General features: G+C 39.2%; 19 protein-coding genes. 8 read left to right on the top strand and 11 right to left on the bottom strand.

Annotated elements, in window-relative coordinates; translation table 11 throughout:
* Positions 1 to 238: 238 nt before the first annotated feature.
* From ACRPLQ_RS09940 to ACRPLQ_RS09915, 6 genes are all read right to left on the bottom strand, one after another.
* Entirely contained in the window at positions 239 to 691 is a 453-nt protein-coding gene (locus ACRPLQ_RS09940; protein ID WP_372454456.1) for a hypothetical protein, read from the bottom strand.
* Between the two features lie 71 nt (positions 692 to 762).
* Complete coding sequence (locus ACRPLQ_RS09935) at positions 763 to 1,242, bottom strand: (2Fe-2S)-binding protein (protein WP_033579128.1); 480 nt, start codon at positions 1,240 to 1,242, stop codon at positions 763 to 765.
* Position 1,243: 1 nt separating this feature from the next.
* On the bottom strand, positions 1,244 to 2,077 hold the full coding sequence (locus ACRPLQ_RS09930) for an FAD binding domain-containing protein (protein WP_033579129.1): 834 nt from the start codon (positions 2,075 to 2,077) through the stop codon (positions 1,244 to 1,246).
* Entirely contained in the window at positions 2,064 to 4,394 is a 2,331-nt protein-coding gene (locus ACRPLQ_RS09925) for a xanthine dehydrogenase family protein molybdopterin-binding subunit (protein ID WP_033579130.1), read from the bottom strand. The genes ACRPLQ_RS09930 and ACRPLQ_RS09925 overlap by 14 nt, the downstream gene beginning before the upstream one ends.
* Before the next feature lie 18 nt (positions 4,395 to 4,412).
* Positions 4,413 to 5,057, bottom strand: a complete 645-nt coding sequence (locus tag ACRPLQ_RS09920; RefSeq protein ID WP_033579131.1) for an NTP transferase domain-containing protein — start codon at positions 5,055 to 5,057, stop codon at positions 4,413 to 4,415.
* Positions 5,058 to 5,059: 2 nt separating this feature from the next.
* A complete protein-coding gene (locus ACRPLQ_RS09915) occupies positions 5,060 to 6,064 on the bottom strand; it encodes an XdhC family protein (protein WP_033579132.1) in 1,005 nt (334 codons plus the stop codon).
* 184 nt (positions 6,065 to 6,248) lie between these two features.
* Here ACRPLQ_RS09915 and ACRPLQ_RS09910 point away from each other — a divergent pair, with 184 nt between their 5' ends.
* Together ACRPLQ_RS09910 and ACRPLQ_RS09905 are read left to right on the top strand one after the other, a co-directional pair.
* On the top strand, positions 6,249 to 6,479 hold the full coding sequence (locus tag ACRPLQ_RS09910; RefSeq protein ID WP_033579133.1) for a hypothetical protein: 231 nt from the start codon (positions 6,249 to 6,251) through the stop codon (positions 6,477 to 6,479).
* Between the two features lie 12 nt (positions 6,480 to 6,491).
* Complete coding sequence (locus tag ACRPLQ_RS09905) at positions 6,492 to 6,725, top strand: hypothetical protein (protein ID WP_013057270.1); 234 nt, start codon at positions 6,492 to 6,494, stop codon at positions 6,723 to 6,725.
* A gap of 125 nt (positions 6,726 to 6,850) precedes the next feature.
* Here ACRPLQ_RS09905 and ACRPLQ_RS09900 read toward each other — a convergent pair whose 3' ends face one another.
* Complete coding sequence (locus tag ACRPLQ_RS09900) at positions 6,851 to 7,090, bottom strand: hypothetical protein (protein WP_033579134.1); 240 nt, start codon at positions 7,088 to 7,090, stop codon at positions 6,851 to 6,853.
* 70 nt (positions 7,091 to 7,160) lie between these two features.
* On the opposite strand from ACRPLQ_RS09900, the gene ACRPLQ_RS09895 reads away from it, so the two are divergent.
* The 5 genes from ACRPLQ_RS09895 to ACRPLQ_RS09875 all read left to right on the top strand — a co-directional run bounded on the left by ACRPLQ_RS09895 (position 7,161) and on the right by ACRPLQ_RS09875 (position 10,005).
* A complete protein-coding gene (locus tag ACRPLQ_RS09895; protein WP_034266505.1) occupies positions 7,161 to 7,634 on the top strand; it encodes an Hsp20/alpha crystallin family protein in 474 nt (157 codons plus the stop codon).
* Between the two features lie 147 nt (positions 7,635 to 7,781).
* Positions 7,782 to 8,678 carry a hypothetical protein gene (locus ACRPLQ_RS09890; RefSeq protein WP_034266506.1) on the top strand — a complete coding sequence of 299 codons (897 nt, stop codon included), beginning with the start codon at positions 7,782 to 7,784 and terminating at the stop codon, positions 8,676 to 8,678.
* 91 nt (positions 8,679 to 8,769) lie between these two features.
* Positions 8,770 to 8,901, top strand: a complete 132-nt coding sequence (locus tag ACRPLQ_RS09885; protein WP_013057274.1) for a hypothetical protein — start codon at positions 8,770 to 8,772, stop codon at positions 8,899 to 8,901.
* Between the two features lie 82 nt (positions 8,902 to 8,983).
* Entirely contained in the window at positions 8,984 to 9,538 is a 555-nt protein-coding gene (locus ACRPLQ_RS09880) for a PadR family transcriptional regulator (protein ID WP_034266508.1), read from the top strand.
* Positions 9,535 to 10,005, top strand: coding sequence for a DUF4188 domain-containing protein (locus ACRPLQ_RS09875; RefSeq protein WP_034266510.1), 471 nt, complete (start codon positions 9,535 to 9,537; stop codon positions 10,003 to 10,005). Before ACRPLQ_RS09880 ends, ACRPLQ_RS09875 begins: the two co-directional genes overlap by 4 nt.
* On the opposite strand, the gene ACRPLQ_RS09870 is transcribed toward ACRPLQ_RS09875, so the two are convergent.
* The 4 genes from ACRPLQ_RS09870 to ACRPLQ_RS09855 all read right to left on the bottom strand — a co-directional run bounded on the left by ACRPLQ_RS09870 (position 10,002) and on the right by ACRPLQ_RS09855 (position 11,849).
* The gene (locus tag ACRPLQ_RS09870) at positions 10,002 to 10,202 is read right to left on the bottom strand and encodes a hypothetical protein (protein ID WP_108674747.1); all 201 of its coding nucleotides are present in this window, start codon (positions 10,200 to 10,202) and stop codon (positions 10,002 to 10,004) included. The genes ACRPLQ_RS09875 and ACRPLQ_RS09870 overlap by 4 nt on opposite strands.
* 142 nt (positions 10,203 to 10,344) lie before the next feature.
* Positions 10,345 to 11,040 carry an SAM-dependent methyltransferase gene (locus ACRPLQ_RS09865; protein ID WP_034269246.1) on the bottom strand — a complete coding sequence of 232 codons (696 nt, stop codon included), beginning with the start codon at positions 11,038 to 11,040 and terminating at the stop codon, positions 10,345 to 10,347.
* A 67-nt stretch (positions 11,041 to 11,107) separates the two neighbouring features.
* Positions 11,108 to 11,449, bottom strand: coding sequence for a DUF3147 family protein (locus ACRPLQ_RS09860; RefSeq protein ID WP_034269243.1), 342 nt, complete (start codon positions 11,447 to 11,449; stop codon positions 11,108 to 11,110).
* Complete coding sequence (locus ACRPLQ_RS09855) at positions 11,442 to 11,849, bottom strand: MarR family winged helix-turn-helix transcriptional regulator (RefSeq protein ID WP_034269240.1); 408 nt, start codon at positions 11,847 to 11,849, stop codon at positions 11,442 to 11,444. The genes ACRPLQ_RS09860 and ACRPLQ_RS09855 overlap by 8 nt, the downstream gene beginning before the upstream one ends.
* A gap of 170 nt (positions 11,850 to 12,019) precedes the next feature.
* Here ACRPLQ_RS09855 and pssA point away from each other — a divergent pair, with 170 nt between their 5' ends.
* Positions 12,020 to 12,511, top strand: coding sequence for a CDP-diacylglycerol--serine O-phosphatidyltransferase (gene pssA / locus ACRPLQ_RS09850; protein WP_182029361.1), 492 nt, complete (start codon positions 12,020 to 12,022; stop codon positions 12,509 to 12,511).
* The last annotated feature ends 31 nt before the right edge of the window (positions 12,512 to 12,542 follow it).

Here is a 12,542-nt window from a genome sequence, read left to right as displayed (position 1 = left end):
AACATGACCGAAAAGAAAAGCGTTAGGGGCTTAATGAATGAAGAGGTAATGATACGAACAGAAAAATAGGCAGCTTCTGTACACAGTGATACAATCGCCATTATGCTACATGATTATTTGATGTCTGATGCTTTTGGCTGAGTAAAGAAAAAAATAAAAATAATCAGCGGCAGCGCGATAAGAAAAATACTCGTCTCTGAAGGTCTTACTGTAGGTATATCCGTTAATGACATCTTAATCAGTCCTTTGTAAATTTTTCAACTAAGTCAGGATTTACATAAAAATGTTTTGATACGGTACGATGAAAAAACTGAGAGGATTGATTTAGTTCACTTAATGCAGGTTCTGTTTTAGGAACGCCAAAAATAGGTCCACTTACATTAATGGTAAACCTTCCAGAAGAAATAAAGGCGCCCGACACATTGATCTGGTTATTAAGCAGCAACGCCGCAAGAATCACATCAATCATATCAATAATGATATTAATTCCCGCATCTCCGTCTTTTCCTTCTATTCGGCTAGTTCCTGTAATAGGTCCCCCTACTGAAATACGAAAAGCTCCGGGTGTCACAAATACGCCTATAATTGTTATTTGGCCAGTTAATAATAATATAGCTGTTACTACATCCAGATTTCGTTGAATGGCAAAGATCAGTTCCCTTTCTTTGTCAAAGCCGCTTTTCCATTCCACATTCTCCACACCCTTAGCACATACTATTCTAAACACGTGTAAATGTTATTCTATTTTTTCTTTTTCCCGTCTCACTCCCGCTCCGAAAAGTGTAAAACAGATTTTACTGCGTCTTCAATTTCTTTATACCCTGTACATCTGCATATATTGGAAGCAAGCCACTCCTTTATAATATCGTCACTGCCTGAAGGATGGTGTTTGGAAAGCAAATGAGCATTCATGATAAAACCCGATGTGCAATAACCGCACTGAAAAGCAAAGTGTTCAATAAAAGCTTTTTGCATAGGTGAACTCTTCAGCCCTTCTATAGTCATTATTTCTTTCTCTTCTGTTTCTGCCGCTAACATGAGACAAGATTTCATTGGCCGCTGATTTATCCCTACTGTACAAGCCCCACAGTCCCCGTTTAAACAGCCTGGTTTTGCTCCGGTAAGGCCCAGCTTTTCTCTTAATACGTAAAGCAACGTATCTGCTGTTCGGATATCAACCATTTTTTCTTCACCGTTAACCTTTAGCTTAATTGTTATTCTATACCATTCATCTTTTAGCACGTTACGTTCCTCCCAGCTCTGTGAAAATATCAAACAATAAATTTCCAATCACAAATTTGCGATAGCGATCCGACCCTTCTCCATCATTCAAAATCGGAGCAGGCATGTACTCAAGAGCAGTTTGAATTCGAGCTTCTAATGGCGTTTCTCTATGATTTAGCATTTCTTCTATTTCTGCTGAGCGAAAAGGAAACGAACAGACTCCGCTGAAAGCTACTCGAATGGCTCCTTCTATTTTTAACGCTGCTATTGTCACTAATGGATATCCTGTATCCCACTGCTGGCGCTCTTTTATACTCATATATGGCAGGGCAGCGTACTTCTTTTCAACAAACACCTGAACAAGAAGTTCTCCGTTTTCCAGCTGCAAACGCCGGTTAAAAAGGTCGTGAATCGAATAGATATTGGTTCCAGCCGGACCTGCCACTGCAAGTTGACTATCTGTTAAAAGCAGCGGCAATACCGCTTCTCGATAAAAAATATGCCCACAAATATTTCCTCCTAGCGTTATTTTATTTCGAGCCGTGTGATCAGCCACTTCGCTAGCAGACTTACTTAATAAAGGAAACAAATTTTTATCTTCCAGTTCAGTTAACGTTACTCCTGCACCAAAAATCATCCAATCTTCATTAGCTTCGGTTTGTTGAAATTCAGGTATATTTTTTATATCAATAACAGCATGGGTAACAAACAAACCCAATCTGCCTAATGTCAGAATTTCGGTACCGCCAGCATAATACCGCGGCTGTTTGCCTTGATTCTCTAACTCTTGAAACAAGGCAACTGCTTCTGAAACAGTTCCAGGTTTGTGATATTCAAAGTCAAATGAAATCATCAGCATTCCCTTCTTTCATTCTCCAAATCAATTCTGGAATAAGCGGAAGTTGGTTTAATTCTGTTTCTGCCGCCACCGTTAAGCTGTTTCCTAAAGAAGCCGGCATACCAAGCAGCCCGTGTTCTCCGACTCCTCTAGCTCCGTACGCCGCATCTAATTGAGGCGTATGAATAAAATCTACTACGTACTCTGGATGCTCTCCGTAGCGAAGAGGACGATATTTCCGAAGCTGAGGATTTAAAATACGGCCATTTGAATCAAACCAAAATGTTTCTCTGCCTGCAAACGATAGCCCCATACTCATCGCACCCATGACTTGCCCGCGTGCCATTTTCTCGTTTAGCACGGTTCCTATATCAATAACAGAGACAGCTTTTACAATACGATATCTATACGTTCTAGGATTATATTCCACTTCAACTCCTTCAGCTGCTACCGTCCATTCAGGCCCCGGACGCCCAGCTCCCGTTTCTTTATCCAAGTAGGTCATCCCTCTTAAAATATAGTTGCCTCTCCCTATAATTTGCCCTCCAATTGCATTTCCGTTCGGATATTTATAGCCATATACAATTTCTTTAAAGGCCAAGGATGTTTCAGGCTCATCCCGTAAAAAAACTTTTTCATTTTTTATTTCGATATCTTCCTCAGAAGCTCGAAATATACAAGAAGCTATCTTTTTTAATTGATTAATCACATCTTCAGCGGCTTCTAAAACCGCTCTTCCTGCCATAAAAGTGCCTCTGCTAGCCACCGTTTTCCAATGTTCAGGAGTCGTTTGAGTATCTACTTCCATTCGTACATGAATGCGTTCCACGCGCATCTGCAATTTTTCAGCCAGTATTTGCGCGAGCACGGTTTTCGTTCCCGTGCCTAATTCAATAACGCCAGACATTAAATTCACGCTTCCATCCGGATTGAATGTTAGAATAACACCGGAACCTGCGTTTGTTTCAATGGTAGAGGTTTTCCAGACGCAGCTAATCCCCTTAGCAGTAATAAGGCCGTTTTCATGCACCGTTCTCTGTCCTTCCTCCCATTTGATCAGCTGCTTCAAGCGACGAATACATTCTGGTAAGTTACCCACGCTGCTAGACGTTAAACGTACTTGCGTAGGCGTAGTATCGCCCGGCAAAATAGCATTTTTTTCTCTAAACTCCAAAGGATCTATACCTGCTTTTTTAGCAAGGATGTCCATCGTGCGCTCGAACGCAAATAATAGTTCTGAGTGGCTGAATCCTCGAAAAGGAGAAGCGTAAGGGTGATTTGTATATACACATAATGAATCACAAAAAATATGTTCAAGACGATAAGGTCCTGTACAGTCAGCTGCTGCAGCTTTACTCAGGTCCGTTCCTTTATCTGCATAAGCACCGCTGTCAAACAAATAAAGAATGTCAGCAGCCTGCAAGAGTCCCTCTTTGGAACAACCTAACTTGATTTTGGCATCTAGACCTATGTGAGCAGGCGAAGTGAGCATATCTTCTTCTCTTGTATTTAATATTTTAACCAGTCTTCCACCAACAGCTTTTGAAGCTATATATGCAAGCAACTCCAGCTGGACAGCTGCTTTTCCTCCGTAGCCTCCTCCTACTAGCGGTGTTTCAACGATCACTTTTCCCGCTTCAATTTCAAAGTACTCACTGATTAATTTTTTCACCATAAAAGGAGCTTGAGAAGAAGTGATAATTTTAACTAATCCATTCGGAAGAATTTCAGCAGCGGCACTTCTTGTTTCCATTGCCGCGTGATCTGAAGGAGATAGAGAAAACGTTTCTTCAACTATTAACTCACTTTTTTGCCAACCTTCTTCCATATTGCCTTTTCGTATTTTGACTCTGTTTGCTACGTTGGTGCCGGGCTCTGGATACACCGTTTCATCATGCTTGTAGATGTGCATATGTTCATGCACTAAAGGAGAATCCGGCTCAATAGCGGCGCTAGGAGAATGAACGACAGGTAACGGCTCATATTGAATATGAACAGCACTCGCCGCACGCTCAGCGAGTGCAGGAGTCTCTGCTACTATAAGGACTACGGCTTCTCCGTGATACCGCACTTTTTCAAACGCAAGCGGTCGCCGGTCACGAACTCCCTCTCCGGTTAACGGCAAATGCTCACCCGTCACAACTGCATGAACACCGTGAGTAGCGATCGCTGCTTGAATGTCTATTGCTTGAATTCTTGCATGAGCGTAAGGACTGACTACTATTTTGGCGTGAAGGGAACCTTTAAAACTGTAATCATTCGTGTACCGAGCTGTTCCCGTCACTTTTTCTAACGCATCTTTTCGAATCACGCTTTTCCCAATAACATCCACTCTTTTCACCTCCGTCAATCAAACCCGTCTACATTTCTCTTTATATATCTTTTTAATGCGTTCATACGCTTGTTTTGTATCAACATCCATGAAAAGAGAAGCGTCGGTACATTCATAAGACATTCCATTTCCAGGTCCGTTTTGTCTTATGATTTTTCTTGCTCCTTGATCTCCTTGCAGCTTATCCAAGCTTGAAAACATTTGTTTTGAAAATAAAACCGGTGCTCTGGCAATTCCTTGATAAAAAGAAGAAATAAACGGAGCGGAGGAATGGTTCTCAAACAGAGAAACAAATGTATCTATCAGCACGATACTTATAAGAGGCTGATCTGCCAGCAGCACAATAATAGCATCAGCGCTTAATTCTTTTGCTTTTTTTAATCCGCATTTTAAAGACGCAGACTGACCTTTTAAGGCGCTACTACAAGAAGTATGACTCCACTTCTGCTGATATGCTTCTGAAAAAAGAATAGGGTCAATCCACTCAAGAGAATCTCCTTTCTTTGTGACTACTATCGTATGATTTACTTTTGAACAAACCGCTGTTCGTAAAGCTTTACTCCCTAAACATCCATTCCCTAAAGGCAGCAGCAGCTTATTGCTGCCCATCCTTTTACTAGCTCCCGCGGCAAGATAAACAGCAACAATATTTAACCCGGACATTTTCACCCCTTTTTTTCATCATACATTCGGAGGATCTCAATTAATTCAGCTACAATACTAACCGCAATTTCCTGCGGTCCTACCGCTCCTATAGAAAGTCCCACGGGCGAATGAATATGGGAAGGAATATCGGTATTCAATAATCGAAGCGTTCGCTTTTTAGACCCTAAAACTCCTATATACTTCACAGGACTTGATTTTAATAGCGAGAGAATTTCTTGATCGCGATAAAAATTATGCGTCATAATCACAACAAAATCATCGCTCTGAACGGACAAGTGTTTCTCTACTTCCTCCGGGAATCCAATCTGTATTTCCTCTGCTAGCGGAAAATGTTCCTTATTACATAAAGCCGGTCTCCAGTCGCATAAAGTAACAAAAAACCCCGTATTGGCAGCAAGTGATACTAAATATTTTGCATCAGCACCTGCTCCCCATATAATTAGACGAGGCTTCGGTTTATATAGATGAGCATATGTGAGCAGAGAGCAATTTGAAAGTTGAATACCGCTCTTTCTCCCATTCCAATCATCTGTTGCAAAAGATGATTCGTCGCTATTTGCACCAAATGTTTGGCCCGTCTTTTCTACATAAAAAGAGGTTGTTTGAACAAAGTCTTTTTCTAATTTTTTAATATGCAAAACAGGATTTCGGTTATCTAAATGGCGTTTTACCCGCAAAAGATCTTGCTTCGTCTTCGCAGTTACAGGCTCTAGGAGAATATAGAGAATTCCATTGCAGCCTGCTCCTTGTCCCCACCCCGCATCACCTTCTTCTTTTAAATTGTACGTAACGGTTAATACGTGCTCAGTGTCGAACAACTCTTTTACGCGCTCAGCAAGATCTGCTTCCACACAACCAGCGCTTAACATCCCAATGTTCTCCCCGTTTTCTTGAAACAGCATGGACGTTCCTTCTTTTAAATAAGAGGATCCTTCTACATGAATAATCGTTGCCAACACGCTTTTTACTGTTGATTTTTCTACAGTATGTAAAATGTCGTGCATTTTTATTATTTCCTCCTTTTACTACTGATTTTTTAAAATCTTTTCACGTTTTGTGGAGAACTAAAATACGCTACAGTAGACTACTTCTACTCTCGGAATGAATCCATGTATTATTCATATTTTCAACGAAGTTACAATAAGCTTTTAAAGACTTAGAAGAACTGTCGTTTGAAAGGAGAATAGTATGCTATTTGACTCAACAAAAATCAACTTAGGAAAATTGAACGTTCGCAGTGCTGATCAAGCAAGCAGTATTTCTATTGGAAATACGTCAAAAGTTACAAGGTATGTCACAGCAAAGAAAAATCAGGCCTTCGGACAGCAGCTCGCTGATCAATGTTTTTCAGCAGGATCTGCTTACAAAACTGTAGATAATGATTATGTGGATGCATTTGCAACAAAAAATGATAAATAAGGAGGAAACCATATGATTTTTTCACCTATGGTCATTAACTTACAAGCCTTCAAAGTGAACGTTCTGGATAATTCATCCGTTTTAAGCATAGGACCTAATCAGCAGCTTGACGTGTTCGTATCTTATAAACGTAATCAAGGACTAGGAGAATCAAACGGAGATTTTTCTCCAAACGTAACTCCGTTCTCATGGATTATAGATTCAGACGTAAACGATTCAAACTCAGTTAAAAACAGCGTAATTTAAGCTTCTACACCGCCTCTAACGAGCATGACTAGCAGCATACCTTCATCTATTCGTCTACTAGTATTCAACCTGATGCCTAATAAATATAACCTGCGTCTGAACTGGCTATATTTATTAGGCTCTTTCTATGAAATGGGTACTTTTTGAAAAGACGATGGGCTATCAATTTGATCACGATCATCAACACAGCTTCTCGTTCCTATAAACCCGCTATCATCACCGAAATTTTGCCCAAACCCCTGTGTTTTTTTATCTGAATTATTCCAGTCTGCTAGTAAATTCTGTCCGATATTTACCGCAGACGCATTTTCAAAGGAATTTATCTTTAGCATTAAAATATTAATATTTATAGATGCACCTGACATTTAAACCACCCCCTTTTCAAACTATATTCAAATTCCATCTTTTTATGATGTGTGGTAAGGAGGAAACCATATGGACTTTGATAAACTTATGCAGTGGATGGAATTCGCTAAAAAATATCAAACAAACGACTTTTGGAACGGTGTTTTTGATCAAACTGCTTTTAACGAATTTATGAAAGAAAATATGGATATGACTGCTCAGGATTCGCATCACGCTCCTCAACCTCCTAGAAGTAATTTTCCACCTGTCGACATTTATGTTACTCCTCACGAGATCATTGTTATCGCTGACCTGCCTGGTTATCTAAAAGAAAACTTGCACGTTTCTGTTTCAGGCAGCCGGCTTCTATTAAAAGGCTCGCCCCACCCTCTCATTACAGGGCAGCCTGTTGTACAAGAACGACCTTCTGGAGATTTCAACCGAATTATCGAATTGCCTGAGCCTACAGATGCGCATCATCTGCGTGCAAAATTTGAAAATGGACTGCTTATTCTTTCTTATCACAGGCAGTTTTTTCAAGAAGAGCGTATTCATATTGAATAAGGTTTAGTAGTTTTACGAATGAAATGTAATGCTGCACATAAGCATTTATAAATGCAAAAAATTTAATATTAACTCCCAAACTGAATCAATATTTATTTATCTAACTGTGATTACAGAGGAAATAAGCCCAAGATGAGGAGAAGCGAAATGTCTATGAAAGGATTTTTCAACCCCAAACAGACTAACCAACATCTTCAAACTGAGCTAGCGGACTTCAAACATCAAATCAAGCGTATTAACACGCTTGAAGTTCACATGAACCGTTTTTTAAAACTCGAACCGCAAATGGGTTCTCTCATAATGTTCAAAAAAAAGCTGGAGGCTCAGCCAGTGCTTTCCAACGATTCTTCATCTTCACAAAGAAGTGCTCACAAAAACACTGAACAATCATATACAAAAGACATGCAAGAGACTGCTAGGCAGCTTCATTTTTTAAAAGAAAAAGTAGCGCAATTGGAACAAATCATCTCCACGCAAAACCCTCGCGATAAAAAGAAAGAAGCTGTGCCTTATCCGGATATAGCTAGCTTAGTAGAACAATCTGTAGAGAAACAAATGGCTCCTTATCTCGAAAAAATGACCGAACTAGATAACAGAGTTTCAGCATTAGAGCAAAGCATGTCGCTTTTAACTGAAGTACAGGTGGACATGCTAAAACGTACGTCTTCTCTTCAAGAAGAAGTAAGATTGATTCATCAAAAAGCGGCACTTTTAGAAAATGCTCCTCCGCCTATTCATATTGATAAATTTTTTCTTGATAAATACGAACAAAACAACAATATTGGCCAAGTGGGCATTAAGGAGCTCGGAGGTGCTTTAAACATCGGAGCTACATACGGAAGCGGAGCTATACCAAAGGATTTCACGGACCAAATCCAAAAAGATATGGAAGAGTTAAAAAACGCTAAATCAGATATTTCTTCTGGTAAACCGAAGCCTGCACAAGAGGATAAAGAGAATTCTTCTTCCGCTTTCGAAAAAGAAGAAGCGTATACAGAAGTTCCTATTTTTGATGAAGATGATCCAAAGGAAGAGTCAGTCTAAAAAGTTATAAAATTATATTTAGTTATGACTAGAATTTTTGCAAGCTATTCTTTACACTATAGGTAATAACTTCAAAAAAGGAGATATGCTGATGCCAAAGCTTTTATGGAGAATAGGTGCTGTCATGTTGCTAATGTGTGGAGGCTTTATCTTTTTATTTATTGCTGCTTCGCAAATGATGGTTCAGCAATACAAACCTTTTTTTAGACGCGAGAGTGCATAATTCTCGCGTTTTTTCATTGAATAATATCCTGTTTATGGTAATATATATATATATATCAAAAAGATATAGGTGAGGAAAGTAAATGAAGGAAAATCAAACAACATATGCGATTTTAGGACTGCTTACCACTGAATGCAGAACTGGTTATGAAATTAAGCGGTTAATGGATCGAAGTTTAAATCATTTTTGGAAAATTAGCTATGGTCAAATTTATCCCACTTTACAAAAGCTTGTGAATGAAGAACTAGCAACGGTAAATTCCGTTGCTCAAACTGATAAACCGGATAAAAAAGTGTACGCAATAACAACTAAAGGAAAAGAAGTTCTGCAAGATTGGCTGCGTGAACCTATTAAGCAGCTCCCCTCAGAACGAAATGAACTTTTGTTAAAACTATTTTTTAGTAGTCACCAAGAAAAGCAGCTCACAATTTCGCAGTTAAAAAACGCTCAGCAGAAACTAACTGAACGCTATCACATGTATTGCGGAATCGAAGACAGCATTTCTAAAAGCCCTTCTCCTGACAGAACGTATTGGCTTATTACCCTAGACTACGGTAAACGAACAACTCGTGCTTCGATGGAATGGTGCAAAGATACGATTAATAAATTATATGATGAGGAGGCGCAGAATTTATGATTCATTCCAATCGTGTAATGGCTAAGCCCGGTCAGGATCTGGTCGTCTTTGTTATAGGAATGCGTATTAATAAATGGACAGCCGTACACAGATGGCTCCCTGTATTTAAAGCAATGCCTCCTATGATTCGAGAGTTGTATGCAAACAAAAATCTTGGCTTTTTATCTTTGCAAGGATCGTTTAATTTAAGAACCATTACGCTGATTCAATATTGGGAGTCAGTTGATCAATTGACCTCCTATGCCAAAGGTCCTCAGCACTTAAAAGCTTGGAATTCTTTTTATAAACAGGCTTCAAAAACGAATGCAGTTGGCATTTATCATGAAACGTACGTTATTCCTGCAGGAAATTATGAATCAGTATATGTGAATATGCCTTCGTTCGGCTTAGCTAAAGCGCTTGGATGTGAAACCATAACGAAGCATACTCAAACTGCTAAAAAACGTTTGAATGTTAAAAGAGGTTAAGACATGACGAAATGAATCCAATCTAAAGACGAACAAATGGGATACATGAGCTGAACCGCTTGTGACGCCGCAGTTGATTTCCATGCAAGGCTTCGCTTTCCGGGGGCGGCCGGTGAGCCTCCTCGTCGCTTCCGCTCCTGCGGGGTCTCACCTGTTCCGCTTTTCCCGCAGGAGTCTTCGCCTTGCCCTCCAATCAACTGCTAAAAGGAAGGGCGCAGATGAAACATACGTTCACCCTAACAAAAGAAAAAAAACGAACCCTTGATTAACATGTTTGATCAAGGGTTCGTTTTTCACTTGGGCTAAAATACTTTTTCCTCAGCTTCTTCATTACATTTGTTATACATATATTTTCAGCATTTGATTGGCACCTTTTTGAAATTCATACGGGACATCTGCTATTTCTGTTCCTTTTACTAGAGGCGCAATCTCTTCTAAAAGCTGCGGCAAATAGGTAGAAATCTTGCCGCTCAGGTCCGTTAAAGGAAACAAGCGCACTTCCTCTTTTGTAACGCGTATCAGTTCTTTTAAAGCCTCTAAATGAAACGTATAATCTAACCGGTCGCTGTACATAAATAAAAAGTTTGCACAAAGCGTTAAATCAAACTCGTTCTTTTGAAACGGCAAATTAGGAAGGGCTCCGTACTGATAGGCTTCCGGGTTCTTTTTCATATGAGCAATACAATCTTTTAATGCTCTTTTTCGATGTTCCGTTAAATCATCAATAGACGAAAAATACGTCCACACATATTGCTCCTGTACGTGCTGCATTTGATTCATCGTATGAATTAAATCTAAGCTTCCCTTCTTTTCAAGCTCTTCTGCCGTAAATTTATAGGCAATATCACAGCTAGTAGCCTTCGTACCTTGCTGCAAGGCATGAGCAGTAAAAGAACAGGCTCCGCTAGCACAATCTAACACTTTTTTTCCTTTTAAACGCTTGTCATTCAAATTAAACATAGCTCTATACTCTTCAAACGTTCTGCCGATAAAAACAACTCGGTCAATTCCTAACTTTTTCTCTGCTAAACTCAACTCTACTCAGCTCCTATCTTTTACTTAGACCTTTATTTTACAGAAAATTGGATTAAATTCCAATAGTTTATGTAGTAATTAGGTTAATCACCATCTTTTGAAGCACTAAAAACAAGGCCCAACACATAACTCCTATGGATAAACTCACAAACAAATGAAGGGAGTTTTTTACACAAATATAGACGACAGCAAGTAATAAAATAGTGCCTGGGAGTCCATAAAGAACGCCAAGTGTAAACTGACTGACCACTTCCTTTTTTTCTCCTTGCACTGACAACCATATAATACTTAGTAAGCTCACAATTGGAAGAGCAGCCACGATTCCACCGTATGCCGGATATCTTTTGGCCATTTCTGTTACCCCTGCAATAATAAGAGCCGACATTAAAATTTTGATGATACTATACATGTTCTGCACGCTCGCTCAATAACTGAAAAGCCTGTTGAATCAGCTGTTTTTCAGATGCTGTCATTTCGCGTAAAATAGCTGATACTTTTTCTTCATCCAAGCTTGAATTCCGTTTTAAGATGTCTTTTCCTGCTTCTGTTAAATGCAGAATTACTTTTCTTTCATCCTGTATATCTCTATTTTTATACACATATCCTTTCTCGATGCTTCTCTTTACATGTTCAGATGCCGTATTATGTGAAATAGTTAAATAATCTGCGATTTCTCTTATTCCAACCGAAGATGATTTGTCGATATGCTGCAAAAGACGTATGGTTTGGTGCGTAATTTTCTCTTGATGCGTATAGTGCAAATGATAATAAATAGACGTCCAATAGCTGTTTAACTCCTCTACTTTCATGATCCTGCTCCTTTATATCGTATTTTTAGTTATTATCGTATTATACGATATATATTACAGAAACGACAGCCAGTTTTCAATACTCCTTTCTTTTTATCTTGCATCTCACATAATAATACGATTTAACAGTTACACTAATTGTACACACTGTGAAAGGCGGTTGTATGACATTGATTCTTCGACTGTTAAAATGGGTTCCGAATCTCTTTACGATTGGAAATTTGCTAAGCGGCGTATTTTCCATAGCCTTTAATATGAACAGCTACGAACGCTTAGCTGCTCTTTTTATTTTTCTAGCCGCTTTTTTCGATTTATTTGACGGCAAAATTGCGAGAAAGCTAAAAGTTAACAGTGAGTTTGGTGTAGAGCTAGATTCTTTGGCTGATATTATAAGCTTTGGCGTAGCGCCTGCAATGCTATTTCATACTCTTTCTCCCCACTCTTGGCTAACGGTACTCGCTTTTATGATTTATCCAAGCATGGGTGCATTGAGATTAGCTAAATTTAGCGCAAATCCAACCGTAGGTTATTTTATAGGGCTTCCTATTCCTTTTCCTGCTCTAATTATCGCACTGCTTGGCATGTTTTATTATGTGAACCCTTATCTTATGATTATTTTAGCTATTTTGATGGTGAGTCCTATCCGGGTCATAAAAATTTAGATGCAATGAAAGACAGACAAAATGCCTGTCT

Source organism: Priestia sp. TRN 1309, assembly GCF_050846875.1.
Lineage (GTDB): Bacteria > Bacillota > Bacilli > Bacillales > Bacillaceae_H > Priestia > Priestia zanthoxyli.
Note: the sequence above shows the minus strand (reverse complement) of the source record. Positions and strands in the feature narration are given on the sequence as shown.

Coding starts and splice junctions, on each gene's coding strand:
- ACRPLQ_RS09920 (WP_033579131.1), bottom strand. CDS start 5,057: ATGTCCGGGTTAAATATTGTTGCTGTTTATCTTGCCGCGGGAGCTAGT.
- ACRPLQ_RS09880 (WP_034266508.1), top strand. CDS start 8,984: ATGAAGGAAAATCAAACAACATATGCGATTTTAGGACTGCTTACCACT.
- ACRPLQ_RS09875 (WP_034266510.1), top strand. CDS start 9,535: ATGATTCATTCCAATCGTGTAATGGCTAAGCCCGGTCAGGATCTGGTC.
- ACRPLQ_RS09905 (WP_013057270.1), top strand. CDS start 6,492: ATGATTTTTTCACCTATGGTCATTAACTTACAAGCCTTCAAAGTGAAC.
- ACRPLQ_RS09910 (WP_033579133.1), top strand. CDS start 6,249: ATGCTATTTGACTCAACAAAAATCAACTTAGGAAAATTGAACGTTCGC.
- ACRPLQ_RS09930 (WP_033579129.1), bottom strand. CDS start 2,077: ATGATTTCATTTGACTTTGAATATCACAAACCTGGAACTGTTTCAGAA.
- ACRPLQ_RS09890 (WP_034266506.1), top strand. CDS start 7,782: ATGTCTATGAAAGGATTTTTCAACCCCAAACAGACTAACCAACATCTT.
- ACRPLQ_RS09860 (WP_034269243.1), bottom strand. CDS start 11,449: ATGTATAGTATCATCAAAATTTTAATGTCGGCTCTTATTATTGCAGGG.
- ACRPLQ_RS09855 (WP_034269240.1), bottom strand. CDS start 11,849: ATGAAAGTAGAGGAGTTAAACAGCTATTGGACGTCTATTTATTATCAT.
- ACRPLQ_RS09915 (WP_033579132.1), bottom strand. CDS start 6,064: ATGCACGACATTTTACATACTGTAGAAAAATCAACAGTAAAAAGCGTG.
- ACRPLQ_RS09900 (WP_033579134.1), bottom strand. CDS start 7,090: ATGTCAGGTGCATCTATAAATATTAATATTTTAATGCTAAAGATAAAT.
- ACRPLQ_RS09885 (WP_013057274.1), top strand. CDS start 8,770: ATGCCAAAGCTTTTATGGAGAATAGGTGCTGTCATGTTGCTAATGTGT.
- ACRPLQ_RS09895 (WP_034266505.1), top strand. CDS start 7,161: ATGGACTTTGATAAACTTATGCAGTGGATGGAATTCGCTAAAAAATAT.